Origin of the sequence: Shewanella piezotolerans WP3, from assembly GCF_000014885.1 — a bacterium.
In the GTDB taxonomy this organism is placed as follows: Bacteria; Pseudomonadota; Gammaproteobacteria; order Enterobacterales; family Shewanellaceae; genus Shewanella; species Shewanella piezotolerans.
Window position 1 is genome coordinate 5,116,147 of record NC_011566.1, and the last position, 14,945, is coordinate 5,131,091.

The 14,945-nt window shown below is 43.3% G+C and carries 13 protein-coding genes; 6 read left to right on the forward strand and 7 right to left on the reverse strand.

What is annotated here, in order from left to right:
- The first annotated feature begins 376 nt into the window (after positions 1 to 376).
- From SWP_RS21675 to SWP_RS21685, 3 genes are all read left to right on the forward strand, one after another.
- Positions 377 to 832: a hypothetical protein gene (locus tag SWP_RS21675; RefSeq protein ID WP_044556174.1), complete on the forward strand. Its 456-nt coding sequence runs from the start codon at positions 377 to 379 to the stop codon at positions 830 to 832.
- 66 nt (positions 833 to 898) lie between these two features.
- Positions 899 to 1,207 (forward strand): hypothetical protein, encoded by a 309-nt coding sequence (locus SWP_RS21680; RefSeq protein ID WP_020914844.1) that lies wholly within the window; start codon positions 899 to 901, stop codon positions 1,205 to 1,207.
- A gap of 29 nt (positions 1,208 to 1,236) precedes the next feature.
- Positions 1,237 to 1,794: an HdeD family acid-resistance protein gene (locus SWP_RS21685; protein ID WP_020914845.1), complete on the forward strand. Its 558-nt coding sequence runs from the start codon at positions 1,237 to 1,239 to the stop codon at positions 1,792 to 1,794.
- Positions 1,795 to 1,876: 82 nt separating this feature from the next.
- Here the strand turns inward: SWP_RS21685 and SWP_RS21690 are convergent, their stop codons facing one another.
- A complete protein-coding gene (locus tag SWP_RS21690; RefSeq protein WP_044556587.1) occupies positions 1,877 to 2,638 on the reverse strand; it encodes a class I SAM-dependent methyltransferase in 762 nt (253 codons plus the stop codon).
- 356 nt (positions 2,639 to 2,994) lie between these two features.
- Positions 2,995 to 3,213, reverse strand: a complete 219-nt coding sequence (locus SWP_RS21695; protein WP_020914847.1) for a hypothetical protein — start codon at positions 3,211 to 3,213, stop codon at positions 2,995 to 2,997.
- A gap of 717 nt (positions 3,214 to 3,930) precedes the next feature.
- Here SWP_RS21695 and SWP_RS21700 point away from each other — a divergent pair.
- Together SWP_RS21700 and SWP_RS21705 are read left to right on the forward strand one after the other, a co-directional pair.
- Complete coding sequence (locus SWP_RS21700) at positions 3,931 to 7,359, forward strand: GEVED domain-containing protein (RefSeq protein WP_020914849.1); 3,429 nt, start codon at positions 3,931 to 3,933, stop codon at positions 7,357 to 7,359.
- Positions 7,360 to 7,745: 386 nt separating this feature from the next.
- Positions 7,746 to 8,588: a 23S rRNA (adenine(2030)-N(6))-methyltransferase RlmJ gene (locus SWP_RS21705; protein ID WP_020914851.1), complete on the forward strand. Its 843-nt coding sequence runs from the start codon at positions 7,746 to 7,748 to the stop codon at positions 8,586 to 8,588.
- Between the two features lie 347 nt (positions 8,589 to 8,935).
- Here SWP_RS21705 and SWP_RS21710 read toward each other — a convergent pair whose 3' ends face one another.
- The 3 genes from SWP_RS21710 to SWP_RS21720 all read right to left on the reverse strand — a co-directional run bounded on the left by SWP_RS21710 (position 8,936) and on the right by SWP_RS21720 (position 11,695).
- Positions 8,936 to 9,208: a hypothetical protein gene (locus SWP_RS21710; RefSeq protein WP_020914852.1), complete on the reverse strand. Its 273-nt coding sequence runs from the start codon at positions 9,206 to 9,208 to the stop codon at positions 8,936 to 8,938.
- A 20-nt stretch (positions 9,209 to 9,228) separates the two neighbouring features.
- On the reverse strand, positions 9,229 to 10,623 hold the full coding sequence (locus tag SWP_RS21715; RefSeq protein ID WP_020914853.1) for a M20/M25/M40 family metallo-hydrolase: 1,395 nt from the start codon (positions 10,621 to 10,623) through the stop codon (positions 9,229 to 9,231).
- Between the two features lie 190 nt (positions 10,624 to 10,813).
- Positions 10,814 to 11,695, reverse strand: coding sequence for a LysR family transcriptional regulator (locus tag SWP_RS21720; RefSeq protein ID WP_020914854.1), 882 nt, complete (start codon positions 11,693 to 11,695; stop codon positions 10,814 to 10,816).
- Positions 11,696 to 11,792: 97 nt separating this feature from the next.
- On the opposite strand from SWP_RS21720, the gene SWP_RS21725 reads away from it, so the two are divergent.
- Positions 11,793 to 13,175 (forward strand): MATE family efflux transporter, encoded by a 1,383-nt coding sequence (locus tag SWP_RS21725; RefSeq protein WP_044556175.1) that lies wholly within the window; start codon positions 11,793 to 11,795, stop codon positions 13,173 to 13,175.
- 26 nt (positions 13,176 to 13,201) lie between these two features.
- On the opposite strand, the gene SWP_RS21730 is transcribed toward SWP_RS21725, so the two are convergent.
- Together SWP_RS21730 and SWP_RS21735 are read right to left on the reverse strand one after the other, a co-directional pair.
- A complete protein-coding gene (locus SWP_RS21730; protein ID WP_020914857.1) occupies positions 13,202 to 13,894 on the reverse strand; it encodes a lytic transglycosylase domain-containing protein in 693 nt (230 codons plus the stop codon).
- Positions 13,891 to 14,913, reverse strand: a complete 1,023-nt coding sequence (locus SWP_RS21735; RefSeq protein WP_044556176.1) for a DUF3137 domain-containing protein — start codon at positions 14,911 to 14,913, stop codon at positions 13,891 to 13,893. Before SWP_RS21735 ends, SWP_RS21730 begins: the two co-directional genes overlap by 4 nt.
- Positions 14,914 to 14,945 lie beyond the last annotated feature (32 nt).

A 14,945-nucleotide genomic window follows, 5' to 3' on the forward strand; every position in this document is an offset into this window, starting at 1 on the left:
ACAAGTATTCACAACTTCACTTTACTCACCCATTATCGAATTTTTCATTTTCAGTGGGTAATCACTCGATGAATCCACTTCATCTCTGCGTGTTGCTTTGTTCCTGAAGAACCATCACTAACGCGATAGCTTATAAGCTAATAATGAATATCGCCATTACAGCGATTAGCGTGATTTACTTGGTCGCCCGTTAAGCTAGAAGCAACACTGATCTAATACCAATCAATTTTCATTTAAAGCTTAAATAACAATAACTTTATATTGGCAATATATCGATTATAACAATTTTATCTATTCAATATGTTTTCAACCCTGCCGCCCACTACTATAGCGCCATCATTAGAACCAGCCATGAATTAGTTTAGAGACTCTCCCCATGAAACAAGCTTTAAGATCACTATCTATCGCGCTATTAGCGTTAGCGTCTACCTCTGTAATGGCAGATACCATTATCGACAACAACCTAAATGACATTAATACATTTAACAGTGAGATGAACAAAATGGAGATCATCAACGTAAGCGGAGAGCTCTATGTCTCCATGGAGTCCTACTATCTCGACGATGTAGCTGAGGTCGCAGAGTCAATCACCACTGATGTCCAACTTAAGAACATCTCAGATATACAAGCGGCTAGTTTGGGCTTAGTTCCATCAACCTCTTATTTTATCCATAGCAAAAACAGTATTGAAGAACTCAGTGAAAAAGCGTCTATAAAGCTGCTAAACAATAACCCTCATTTCTTCAGCGCAACACTGCTTCAGGGCGACAAATTTCTACAGGGTGAAAATGAGTTTATAGCCAAAATCACAGAGTACTCAGTGCCTAAATAGCACTAGGTAACAACAGCAACAACCCAATCATATGAGTGAAATTCAACTTACAAAAAGGTAGTAAAAATGAAAGTTCTAGGCGTAGCGTTAGCATTAAGTGTATTTCTAGTCGGTTGCCAGTCACCCGCTGAATACTTGCAGTCATATCAACCTGAAGCAACTAAATCTGCTGAAAACAGATTCAAATTTGAAAATGATTGTACAGACGTCACTTCAACATTAATCAGCAGCAAGAAGATTAATATTGACGGCTTCGCAAGAAGCTACGAGCGTCCACAATATCAAATTGGTGTTAAGGGCTGCAAAGTAAAACAGGTTTATACCATTAACTGCGATAAAGGCTATGGCTGCACAGTCATCGCAGCAGCAAAGTAATGAGTAAATAACCATCAGAGAAATTAAATATGAAAAACGATGAGAATACCATTTTTGGTAAAGATTCAATTTGGTTTGCAGTCATTGGTATTATTGTTGCGCTAACAGGAATTATTGCGATCGCTATGCCAGTTGCTGCTGGTGTTACCATCGCTAGCGTAATTGGTGGATGTTTCATCGGGGTTGGCCTTATTCAGCTATACCATGCCGTAGGTATTCCACAATGGGGTGAAAAACTTTGGTATGTAGTCAGTGCGTTACTCTATACCATTGGTGGCATATTGATCTTTGCTGAACCTTTTGTTGGCGTACTAACCATTACAGCCTTGATGATTACCATCATGATGCTCAATGGTATCAGTCGTATGGTATTTGCTTTTAGTAATCGCAATGCTTTGAGCAGTTGGGGCTGGATCGCTGTTGGCGGCTTCATATCCACAGCAATTGCCAGTTACTTTTTCAGCTTAATGAATAATGCCGATTTCTCTTTATCTATATTGGGGATCTTCGTGGGTGTCTCATTTATATTTGAAGGCATTAGCTTTATTTTCATCGGTTCTGAGGTGAAAGTAGCTGCTAGCAAGTAATCACCATGCTACAGATAAAATAAAGCCCAGATAGAGATATCTGGGCTTTATTATTGAAGGGCTTTATTAACCAATACGAAATTCAAGAGATCATTGCCGCTTTAACATACACATCAAATCGGTTCTTTTTCGTGGCGATTACCGTGCTAGGTTTGACGCCATCGAGATCTTCGGCGTAATCGGGTCGCTTAACGACCACCCTTTTACTGGCAAGCTCCATTGCAGGCTTAAGTAAACCGTCGGCATCAAGATCGGCACCGACAAGTGACTGGAACACACGCATCTCTTTTTTCACTAAGGCAGATTTCTCACGGTGTGGATACATGGGATCTAGATAGACCACATCGATTTCAGTGCCTGCTGCATTAGCAGCATCAGCTAGGGTGTCGATACTCGAGCCATGAAACAAACTCATGCGCGCATTCATCCACTCGCCTATCTCACTGTCCTCATAGGCTCGACGCAGGCCATCTTCTAATAACGCTGCTACAACGGGATGGCGTTCAACCATAATCACCTTGCAACCAAGGCTGGCAAGCACGAAAGCATCTCTGCCAAGACCTGCTGTACCATCAACAACGGTTGGAGTTACCCCTTGCTTAAGACCGACCGCTTTGGCAATGGACTGGCCACGGCCACCACCAAACTTACGCCGGTGAGCCACTGCACCAGAAACAAAGTCGACGGAGATCCCTTTCAGCTTAGGCTCATCACGTTTAATTAGGCTGAGAATATTATTTTCAAACACCAATTCAAACTCAGCATCTTTGCTATAAGTTAGCCCCCACCGCTCGGCGACTGACTCTAATGTTGGATACTGCTGGTTGAAAAAAATACTAGTCACTATCAAACTCTGTTTTATGAAAATAGACCCGATAATAATAACACCCATCACCATTAAGCCTATAGCAATATTGCAAATACCACCGCGTCAATAAACTCACATCACTATTAGGCCTATTAAAGAAAGAGTAGCCAAAAAATTCAAAGTCGCGAAAGATATTAAGGCGTTTCAGAGTTAACCGTTAATCAACTAAAACTGAATGTTAGACAAATAAATCCAGCAACCCCGTATTTAGATGAGAGCAATTCGAGTTAGCTGTATTTACTGCCAAGTTATCAATGATATAAATACCCAATAAAAAAGCATGACTCTAGGAGCCATGCTTAAATAGCTAACAATCCAGTTAAGCAGGGTTATTAATCGCGACCAGGCATGCCGTCGCCGCCAGGAGCTGTGCCAGGTGCAGTACCAGGACCAGGAGGACAAATAGTCCCTTCGTTGCTTGGCGCGCCAGTACCAGGAGCATTACCAGGTTGAGATGGATCTTCACCTGGTGGGCAAATAGTTCCTTCTGTTGGAGTTGGAGCGCCAGCACCTGATACAAAAGCTAAATCTTTCAAGTCTAATACTTTCATTTTTCACTTCCTAACTTTGGATAAAATATACCATTTGGTATATAGCAAAGATATCCCAGCAAGAGAAGTTGTCAACGCTATCATAAGCAACATGAATTTATCTGTTGAACAGATAAATTAGCTGCTCTGATACCATTCAAAAGTATTAACACTTATAAATAAAGCTCATATCAACAGGTAAAACTACACCTAATACAAAGCAAGCTCTTCTATCGTTTATGCTGATTGCTATTACTTAGGGGCTATTTCATCGCTTATTAATTCACTCTCAAGCCAATGTGGCATTTTCCAGGCTTTAGCTTGCGGTTTTCAGCAGCATTCGCGATAGCCCAACTCAAAGACATCATTAGACTATCCAACTCCCCTTAGGACTGCACTTCACATGTTTATTCTGCCAACTGACTTTTTTGAGTCTAAAGCGCTACTCCTAATAAACCGCCAACGGCAAAGTGAACATTTTTCATGATTACTTACCACTTCAAACAACTCCTTACTCGCTGGGCATGACAGCAATATTACGATTACGGCCAGCACAGATAAGTTACAGAAATGTTAATTCTAAATTGAATATTGTATATTTTATGTTACCGTCAATAAGGCAAACCAACTCCTTTTACGTCTCTAGCAGTTCAGCCTTGCAAAGAAAACGCTAAAAAAAACAGTGAGACGCAAGGTTTAAGGGAGTTACTTAATATTCAATTGGATAAGGAATTATCAGTGCCAAATCATAAACTTAAAAAGCTGGCGATACTATCAGCGTTGGCGGTTTCGTTCTCTTCAGCCGCTGAAGAAGTGAAGCTGTTCAATAACGCAATCAACTTTGAAAGCGCTGCCAATCAACTCAATGTTGAAAGAGGCCAGCGCTCGACTCCTCAAACTATTGAACTTAACAATGCACTTGGCAATGCATTAGAAGTGGGTAACTACCTCAAGTTCACCGTTGACAATCTAGATGTACAGATTCAGTTAACAAAGATCACCGTAAAAAACAGCGATCTAACCTATATTGATGGCCGTTCCAACGATGGCTCAGCGAGCCTATCTATGGTTAAATCCAAAGGTAAATACAGCGCGAAGATCTATCTAGGTCAAGCAGGTTACTTGTTAACTCCTTCAGCCAATGGAACTTACACGCTCAGTAAATTTGTTGAAGATAACTCCCCTGTTGACTCCTCTGACCGTCCAGCAAGTAAAAATGCACCTGAAGCTCGCTCATCGGTAAATGGACGCCAAGGTCTAGCTGGTATGGCCGCTTTTAACAGTGTTGCCATGGCTGAAAACGACCGTGAAGTGACTATTATCGTAGCCTACACAGCAAAACTAGCTGCTGAAGTCGGTGATGTTGCGGCGTATATGGCGTTAATGGAAAAAGACACTAACGATAGCTATACAGCGAGTGGTATTGATGCAACCGTTAATATCGTCCACTCTTATCAAACTGGTTATGTATCAACTGGTGATATGTCTGAAGATAACTCTCTAATGCTTAACCAAGCGACTAGTGATTGGTTGTTAAATCCAAACCCACTAGCGCCAAATGGTTATGGTGTTGAACTCAAGAGTTTAAGAGACCAGCATCAAGCCGATGTAATGGTGCTTTTAACTGACAAAAATGCCAGCTCGCCTTGGGCTGGCTGGGCTGGTGAAATTGGTGCAGATGAAAGCAATGCGCTATTTTCTATGAGCAGCTGGGGCACCTTTAAAAACACATTTGCGCATGAGTTAGGCCACCTTTTTGGTGCTCGCCACGATACTGCAGCAGATAGCACTAGCACTCCATACGCTTATGGTCACGGCTTTTGTAATGCCAATAATACTTGGCGAACAATGATGGCAACATCGGCCTCTTGTACTGGCACTCGACTAAATGCTTGGTCTAACCCAAACAAGGTCTATGAAGGCTATACAGGTGGTACGGCTGATTTAAATGATAACGCTCGCCTCCACAACGAGCGAGTGACGACTTTATCAGCATTTCGTACTGCAGCACACAATCCGCCAACAGCAACCATCACTGTCGCTGCTGAAGCATCTGAGTTGCTAACAGCAACGTTTGAAGGTCAAGCTAATGATAGCGATGGCAATATCGTCTCAACGCTTTGGGATTTTGGTGATGGTGTTTACCATAACAAACCCTACGCTGAAGGTTACAGTGCGACCCACACGTATCAGTTTCCAGGGACTTACACTGCCCGCTTTACCGCCACTGATAACAATGGTTTAATCAATACTACAACCCGTGACATTACTGTTACTGCGCCAACAGGTGCAAGTTACTGTTCAGCTAAGGGCGGAAACGCTTTTTACCAGTACACATCAAGTGTAAACGTTAATGGATTAGCGCATACTTCAGGCTCACGACTTTATACCGATCAAACTGAGCTTACTCCCTTTACTATCCATACCAATACCCCGACAGGTATTGAGTTAGTTCAAGGAACAAGAAGTAGCAGCCATGGACCATATTCAGATCACTGGGCTGTTTTTGTTGATTTAAACCAGAACAACAGCTTTGACGATCCAGGCGAGCGCTTACACTTCTCAAAACCAAGAAATCCATCATCTCGTGAACCACTACTTGCCAGCATCACCATCCCAGATACGGCGCTAGCAGGTGTAACACGTATGCGTGTCATTCAATCTGAAAAAGTACGTGCAGGTGAAACCGAGCTCGGTGCTTGTGGTGACGTAGTATTTGGCGAAGTTGAAGACTACAGCATCAATATTATTAAAGAGCCAAGCCCAGCTAACTTCTCAGCAAATATTACCACTGATAACTTAAGCGTAAGCTTTGCCGATGGTTCTGCAAGCAACTCTGATATTGCATCAGTAGAGTGGGATTTTGGTGATGGAAATTATAGCCAAACGAATACCAGCACATCATTCAACCCAGAGCATACCTATGCCTTTGCCGGTAGCTATACGGTAACGCTAACCGTCACACTGAAAAATGGCGATAAGCATACTCTGACTAAAGTGATAGAGGTTACCGCCCCTCCAGGTCAAAACTACTGCAGTGCCTATGCTTATAATTCTAAGTATCAATACACGGCTAACGTTACTGTAAACGGTGTAAGCATTGACTCAGGTGCAGCGGGTTATACCGACCATACAGCAACAGTATTGCCGATTGGATATGGAGATAACACCATTTCATTCCGCCAAGGAGCGACTGGTACTAAGACCTCATACAATGCAGAGTGGAAAGTCTACATAGACATGAATCAAGATGGTCTGTTTGCTGAAGATGAAATTGAGAACGTTGTCTACTGGATCAACGCAGATACAAGCAATGCAATTGAACGTCCATTTACCGTCCCTACAACAGCGCTAGCTGGTAAAACAAGAATGCGTGTTGTTCAAAGCTACGAGAAGATCACTACATCATGTGGTCGAATCACTTGGGGTGAAATTGAAGACTTTACTGTAGAGCTTAAAACAGACACGACCGACCCAGTAACACCGTCAGATTTAGCTAACGGCGTCACTAAAACGGGAATTAATGTTGCTTCTAAAGAGTCTAAAACCTTTACATTTAACGTACCTGCCGGTGCCAAAAATGTGAATGTTCACATGGGCGCAGGTACTGGTGATCCAGATCTCTACGTTCGATTTGGTGAAGCTGCGACCGACAACGTTTACGATTGCCGTCCATACACAGGTGGTAACCGTGACGAATCTTGTGACAGCTCGAAGTTAACTCAGTCTGGTGGGCTCTATTATGTCACTGTTAAAGGTTACTCAGCTTCTGACAATGTAACCCTAACGGGTACATATGAAGAAGGTGGTGTTGTCGACCCAGATCCAACGCCGACTCCAAATGCTTGTGCGACGTTAAATCCGCAAACTCGTGGCAACGTGACTGACGGACAAGCCGTTTGTTTAGGTGGAAACCAAGTTTACCTCGGTCTTTATGTTCCAGCAGGTCAAACACAGTTGACCCTTAAAACCAGCGGTGGCGACGGTGATGCAAGCCTTTACCAATCAGCATCCGGCTGGCCGAGCACAACCAATAACCAAAACTCTTCTGTTACGGCTAATAGTAATGATGAAGTGATTACTGTAACTAACCCACGTTCAGGATGGCATTACTTCCTGATCTCTGGACAGGGAACAGGTACCGACTTTGTTGCTGACTATCAGTAATAAAAACCGGTCGATAAGATAGTTAATTTGTAATAATTAACTATCGTTATATCTATCCCTCAGCTGCTATATACTCTATAGCAGGTAAGGGATAGATACTTTTACCTTACAATAGACTTCTGACGTATCCACCTTTCTTGAAAATTAGACTTCTCCTTTTCCCCTTAGTAACCGAATTCAATCAGAACGAGTTTGATGCCTACGCATGCGAGCCAGAACAACAAATACTATGCCGAGTAATATTTAAATTAACATGATCAAGGAAAGCCTTCAGGCTGATAAGCTAATCTACGCATTAACAGCGATGCCGCAGTATCTGAAATTATGATACCTACACCGAGATGTTATATACTTTGCCTTTCCTCAATTATTGATAAAGAATCCTAATGTTAAGTTACCGTCACGGCTATCACGCTGGCAATTATGCCGATGTTCTTAAGCACGCCATCTTGCTGCAAGTGCTGAAATTGATGCATAAAAAAGACAAGCCTATGGCCTATATCGACAGCCATGCGGGTGCGGGCGGCTATGCACTTACCGATGAGTTTTCTAAAAAAACCGGTGAGTATTTAGATGGTGTCGCTAAATTGTGGGATCGCAATGACCTACCGGCATCGTTAGCACAATACATTGAAGACGTTACGCACTTTAACCAAGGTAAACCTGAACTTGAGTTTTACCCTGGATCCCCCGCGTTTGTAGATATGAACATGCGCCAAAAAGATCGCATGGTGTTGCACGAGCTGCATGGCACTGACTTTCTAACACTTGAAGAACAATTTACCGGTGACAAGCATGTAAGAGTAATTAAGGGCGACGGCCTTAAAGGCATGATAGGTGCCGTGCCACCTCTTGAGCGTCGCGGGGTTATTTTAATCGACCCTAGCTATGAGATTAAAACCGACTACCAAGATGTAGCTAAAGCAATTATCAAGGCGCACAAACGCTTTTCTACTGGCGTATTCATGCTTTGGTATCCTGTGGTCGACCGCGCGCAAACAGAAGGTATGCTTAAACTACTTGCTGACAGCGGCATTAAAAATCAGCTACGCATTGAGCAATCGATAAAACCAGATAGCAATGAATTTGGTATGACGGCAGCAGGGTTGTGGATAATCAACCCACCATGGCAGTTAGATACCATCGCTAAAGAGATGCTCGACTATCTTGAGCGACGTATTGGCCACAACGGCGGTAAAACTGTGGTTAAACAAGAAGTGGCAGAGTAGTTTATCTCCACTCACAGATTAAATAAAACAGCCCATCTAATACCAATTGCATTAAAAGTTTGACCATTCAGCGGGAATTCAAAACGCTGTAGGAAAGTAGTGGGATTTGAGCTAATAGTTATTCTATATCCAAATCCCATAGCGAATCGTACAGCGTTTGCCAATTTGTTTAACCTCAGCCGCACTACGTGAGTTCCTCAGTCTTTCCATTTCTGCTTTGCATTGGCTTAAAAGGGAATAACCATTTCTTTACCAATGCGCTTTGAATTGAAAAGGCTGAGGGGTTCTGAACTGGTCAAATACTTAATGCAATTGTTAGCATGGGCTGTTTTCATTTAGTCACAATATCAGTCAGTATGCGAATTTACTGCCACATACTGTGCTGGCTCCATGCATTCATCGTTATCATTAGCCTCTCGAACAAAAATCCCGATAATGGCAGTAAGAATGCTGGTCTCTACAATATGACCTTCACCGCTTGAATGACCTCTTTCATCTTGTTTGGTTTTATCATGGGCGGTAGTGACAAAGTCACAACCTGCATTCATTGCCGTCCGTGACGAGCAAGCTACTGAACCGAGCACTAGCAGCGTTAGCAATATCGCTGAAATCCTTTTCATATTTTTCCTTTATAGAATGACTAAAAAAATGCCCCCGCAGCCCCTGGGAACACAACAGGGCTGACATTGCCATTGGCGCTGACACTGGCAACACCAAATAAGTAGTTATCAATGACCATGTTATCTAGAGTAAATTCAGTTTTATTACCGACATAGCGACTGTGGGTCCATTCTGACTCAGTGGTTAATCGCCAGTATACCCGGTAGCCCACAACATCTTTTTGCGAAGCATGAGTCCAATTCAACGTGGTACTCGGAGATACCTGACCTTTGATGCTCACCTCTGTTGGTGGCGCAGGCGCCCATGCCATTGAAGCTAAACTAATGGCGTTAAGTGCAGTGAGTTTTGCATTAAAGTTAAAGTCCACACCTTCGATAACATCACCAAAAGCGATACCATTCTCAACACGAATATCTTGGTGTTGGCGGTTATAGTTCTCATTAGTTTCCATAATCCGCACCGCTGGTAAACCCGCTTTGTTAAAAGGAAAATGGTGACCACCACGGCCAAAGCGATCTAGACGATATACCAGCATGACATCAAGGTTGGTCATGTATTGGTCGGCCAGCGTCTTGATTTTACGGGCAAGGTTACGTGACGCTGAATCATTCTCGCCACCACTGAAGTAACGCTCTTTAGCTTCATCTTTGGTCTCTGCAATACGCACTCCCTCAGAAAAAACCCGCACCGAGTGATTATCGATAACGCCGTTAATCCCTTCAATGTTGCCAATCATGTCATTGTTCAATACTGCCTGTACCTGCCAGCCTTTATCTTTTGCGTATTGTGCCACTGCTGCGCCGCCATATAACCCCTGCTCTTCACCTGAAAGCGCGGCGTAAACTATGGTGCCATTAAATTGATATTGAGATAACACCCGCGCTGCTTCAATTGCCCCCGCAACGCCAGAAGCATTATCATTAGCACCGGGAGAGACTGAAGTAGAGTTCATCACATCGGATACCCGCGAGTCGATATCGCCGCTCATCATCACCACGCGCTTTGGATCTGAACTGCCGCGCTGAATAGCGATAACATTGACCACTTCGGTTGGATTAGGAATTCGCTTGCCCGTGACCGTATCACCGAGGGTGATCACCTCTAAGCAGCCACCACAAGCTTTAGATATCTGCTCAAATTCAGCTTTTATCCAACGCCTTGCGGCTCCTATACCTTGAGTGTCTGACTTTGTATCAGATAGCGTATGCCGAGTGCCGAAACTAACCAGCTTTTCAACATCACTACGCAAACGAGTAGCACTTGGTGCAGTGGCAATATCATACAGTCGCATATCCTCTTCAGAAGGGGCGACATGTGATTCAGCGGCAATACTCACCGTGGTCACGACAGTCAATGCCACAGTGGTTAAAGGCAATAAGGTGCGACGAAAACAAGCAGCTAGATCTATATTCATTACCGAGGTCTTTTGTTGTTATTTTGCGCACCACTTTAGCAAATCAGCGTCACGAATAGCCAATGGTAATGCGTTCAATTGTTAGCAGGTATGTCGGTGAATGAACGCTAGCGGCATCAACCACAATTTCAGGCTTTTTTCACGCAGTTATGCTGCGCTTCTCCAGCAACTATCGAAGATCCAGCTAGTATTAACCGTCGGCAAGTAAGCAATCTAACTCTTTAAAAAACCAACGCATGACTGGGCCTATTTCTTTATCGCGGCGATTTACCACACCGATCTCTACGAGTAGCGGATCAGGAATATACTCTGTTGATAACTCAGTCAACTCATCAGAGTACCATTCTGTTTTTGCCACATGTTCAGGCACCAGCGCCCACCCCACGCCCTGTAATACCAAAGCGACAATGTAGTAGTAACTATCGATATACCAATAGCTTGGCGAAAGTGGCTGGCTTTGTGATTGGCCTGTACGGTCACAAATAGCCAACTGGCGATACTGCATTAACTGCTCCAATGTTGGTGTTTTTACCTGCGCCAGTACGTGTTTTGGCGACACCACCAAGCTATGTTTGAATTGCCCGATGGACATGAATTCAAGTGCATCGGGTAACAATGCGGTATGAAACATAATGCCAATGTCAGCTCGACCTTCATCGACCCATAATGCGATATCCTCTTGAGAGCCGTTAATAATGGTGAGCTTTAACATTGGGAACTGGGTCGATACTCTCAAGAAAAAGTTCTCGAACGCGTTAACTGGTACTGCTTCGTCCATCGCCACAGTAAGAGCAACTTCTTCACCTAATGTGGCGGTCATTGCACGGGCATGCAGTCGTTGGCATTGTGCTAATACGGCTTGCGCTTCAATAAACATCTCTTCGCCAAGTGCTGTCAGTACTGGCAATTTGGCACTACGATCAAACAGCTCAAAGCCAAGATCGGCTTCTAAATTACTGATTGCCGTGCTGACTCGAGACTGCGCTTTCCCCATGCGTCGCCCTGCCGCTGAAAAAGAGCCTAATTTAACCGAGTACACAAATGCGTTAAGTTCATCCAATGTCCAATTCACCACACACTCCTATATCAAAAACAGATAGAAACTAACTTTGTCCAATCTCAATAACAGAGTAACCTGCCCACATTCCTACTTCAACACTGTAAAAGTAATGTCAGTATTTACACCAACATCTGAGCAAGACCAATCCATTAAGAAAACATTCTGGCGTTATACTTTGCCCGCCATTGCAGCAATGTTGGTCAATGGCTTATATCAAATTGTTGACGGAATTTTTATTGGCCATTACATAGGTTTTGAAGGCCTAGCAGCTATTAATATGGCTTGGCCTGTTATCTATTTTATGGTCGGTTTTGGCATTATGGTCGGCATGGGCAGCGGTAGTTTGTTGTCGATTCAGCGCGGAAAAGGTGATTTGAGCACAGCGCCTACCATACTTACCAGCAGTATGATTGTCATGCTGCTATTGTCAGCCGCTTCCACCATCATCATCTTGCTGACCAGCACCTACTTACTGCAAGCTCAAGGCGGCGTAGGTACGACACTGCAGATGGGACAAGATTATATTGAGGTGTTTACTTGGGGCACCATTGCTACAGTGCTAGCTGCTGCATTGCCATTTCTAATTCGCAATGACGAAAACCCCAATTTGGCAACCATATTGATGGCCTTAGGTGCCGTACTTAATATCGTATTAGACTACCTTTTCATTGGTATTTTGGATATGGGATTAACTGGCGCTGCGATTGCAACCATAACAGCTCAAATCACTATTTGTTTAATCGGTTTAGGTTACTTTTTGTCTAACTATAGCAATATAAAGTGGCCTGTAAAATTCACTCTATTCAATTTAAGTTTTAGTAGGCAAATACTATTACTTGGCTCATCCAGCCTATTTATGTATCTATACACCAGCTTTGTATTTGCGCTACATAATCGCCTATTTATGGACTACGGCTCGTCTATCACTGTCGGCGCTTTTGCTATTGTAGGTTATTTGATGGTGCTGTATTACTTTGTCGCCGAAGGGGTTGCAGAGGGTCTGCAGCCTCCAGTGAGTTACTATTACGGGGCAGAGCAGCATGAGAATATCTGCAAAATGCTCAAGCTATCAGTTAAAGTGACTTTTATTGCTGGTATTAGCTGGACTTTGCTACTGAACCTTTTTCCAGAGTTAATGGTTGGCCTATTTAACAGTGAAGATCCTCTGTTAATATCGACTGCAATAGATGGGATCCGCATGCACCTATTTGCCATGCCACTAGATGGCTTTATTGCGTTAGCTTCAGTGTATTTCATGGCGACAAACCAAGGTAAGAAAGCGTTGATAGTGGCCTGTAGTAATATGTTAATTCAGCTGCCATTTTTGTTTATATTGCCGAGGTTTATTGGAGTAGATGGAGTATGGTTAGCCATGCCGCTATCGAATATAACTCTGTGCTTGGTCGTTATGCCTTTGGTTTACTTTGACATGAAACAGCGCCAAATTAAGGGCAACCCAACGATAACTATCCAGCAAGCCGCTACAGCATAATACCCATCAGAACTTGGAAGGACTTTCTAGGTTTTGCGGTAGCGCTGCAGCAAAATATTAACCCGTTCGACATAAGCCTTAGTTTCAGCAAAGGGTGGCACCCCTTGATATTGTTCTACTCTCGATGCACCAGCATTATAAGCGGCACAAGCCAGCGTGATGTCACCATCAAAACGCTGTAAAAGTTGTGCCAAATAACGGCTGCCAGCCTGAATATTCTCGCTCGGTTTAAAGGCGTCAGTGACGCCGAGCTCTCTGGCTGTTGCAGGCATCAACTGCATAAGACCTTGAGCGCCTGTCTTAGAGATGGCGGATGCTTTAAAGGAAGATTCAGCATGAATAACAGCTCGAATTAACGCAGTCTCTAGCTGATAAGTCCGCGCGGCGAGACGAATGTGGTCTTTATACTGCTGGGTATACAGCGGTATCGATTGCCAGTTGATATTAGAATTTGGTTTGCAGGCGTAACAGTCATATATTCGTACTTGATAATGACCTGTCTCTGGCGGTCTGTCAGAGAAAACGACGACCCCATCAGCATTTTGATAATGGTATACCTGACTTGGAGCCGTTAATGCGGGTTTAGAGCTACTGCTTTTTACGCTACTACCCAATACACTTTTGTTAGATGGTTTAGCCACAAAATGTGGCTTACTGCTTTGCGCCCAGCTATACACGCTAAAAACACTAAGACCACATAGCAGCAAGATTTTAATCATAACCCCATCGACCTATCTAGCTTTAGTAGGTCAACAATGGCAAATAGCTGCTTCATCTCTTTGTTTATTTGACTAAACTCATACTCAAAGGTCGCCCCTTTAAATATCGATGCCATCTCAAAACGATTATCTTTGCTCTGCAACATAATCAGTAAACGGTCTTGATAAAAGGCACATTGGATTTTGTTATCAAAGCTTGCAGATAATGCCTGTAAGCGCTCCATAAAAGTCACGGTCAGTAGGAATCTAGCCTCTATCTGGTCGGTAGAGAATACATCAAATTGTTTCTCAAATATCGGATCTTCAAGCTTTACCCGCTCAAGTCCTTTAAAACTGCCCGATAAGAAATTGATCAGTCCACCACGATTTTTAATCACCACTGTATGACCGTCAAATGATTTGTGGCTGCTAAGCTCTACCATCACCCCTCTAAATACAGTCTGAGTTTCAGTGCGTTTATCACGCTGTACCTGCTTAGTCAGGTGCAACTCATTGAGCGCTATCTCAACGCCTTTATAGGTGCCCTGTACATAATCGTCGAAGTTAGCATTATCATAATAAGGCAGAATTTTAGATGCCTTTAATTTACTCAAGCTCATTTTGTGTTCGCGACTAAAGATAAAATCACTGCCAAAATACTTGAATATTTGCGGATAAATTCGCTGTTTGACGTCTTGTTTATAGTGTTTGATTGGACGATATAGCCACCATATAAAAGGCAGTAGCAATACCACTAATCCTACGTAAAACAACTCTGGCGCAGAGCCAAGATTGAGCATGGGTTTAAACAACATAGCTAACAGCAACAGCGCCGCATAGATAGCAGCGCTTAAGTACAACCTACCACGGCACGCTTTAAGGCTAGCCACTCGTGCGCTTTCAAACTTACTGGTTAACGGTTCAATATGTTGTTGGTAGTGGGCTTTAAATGCTTCAAGCTCCTCACTCGGTGCCTGCAATCTGTCACCGCTACGCAAGGCTTTGATCTGCGAGCCAAAAATAAAACTAAAGATATTCATAAAGTAACTATGTTAAATCGTATTTATTGGTT

What these genes read in the sequence shown, in the direction of transcription:
- SWP_RS21675 (WP_044556174.1), top strand. Translation starts at nt 377, where the DNA reads ATGAAACAAGCTTTAAGATCACTATCTATCGCGCTATTAGCGTTAGCG.
- SWP_RS21680 (WP_020914844.1), top strand. Translation starts at nt 899, where the DNA reads ATGAAAGTTCTAGGCGTAGCGTTAGCATTAAGTGTATTTCTAGTCGGT.
- SWP_RS21685 (WP_020914845.1), top strand. Translation starts at nt 1,237, where the DNA reads ATGAAAAACGATGAGAATACCATTTTTGGTAAAGATTCAATTTGGTTT.
- SWP_RS21695 (WP_020914847.1), bottom strand. Translation starts at nt 3,213, where the DNA reads ATGAAAGTATTAGACTTGAAAGATTTAGCTTTTGTATCAGGTGCTGGC.
- SWP_RS21705 (WP_020914851.1), top strand. Translation starts at nt 7,746, where the DNA reads ATGTTAAGTTACCGTCACGGCTATCACGCTGGCAATTATGCCGATGTT.
- SWP_RS21710 (WP_020914852.1), bottom strand. Translation starts at nt 9,208, where the DNA reads ATGAAAAGGATTTCAGCGATATTGCTAACGCTGCTAGTGCTCGGTTCA.
- SWP_RS21715 (WP_020914853.1), bottom strand. Translation starts at nt 10,623, where the DNA reads ATGAATATAGATCTAGCTGCTTGTTTTCGTCGCACCTTATTGCCTTTA.
- SWP_RS21725 (WP_044556175.1), top strand. Translation starts at nt 11,793, where the DNA reads ATGTCAGTATTTACACCAACATCTGAGCAAGACCAATCCATTAAGAAA.
- SWP_RS21730 (WP_020914857.1), bottom strand. Translation starts at nt 13,894, where the DNA reads ATGATTAAAATCTTGCTGCTATGTGGTCTTAGTGTTTTTAGCGTGTAT.
- SWP_RS21735 (WP_044556176.1), bottom strand. Translation starts at nt 14,913, where the DNA reads ATGAATATCTTTAGTTTTATTTTTGGCTCGCAGATCAAAGCCTTGCGT.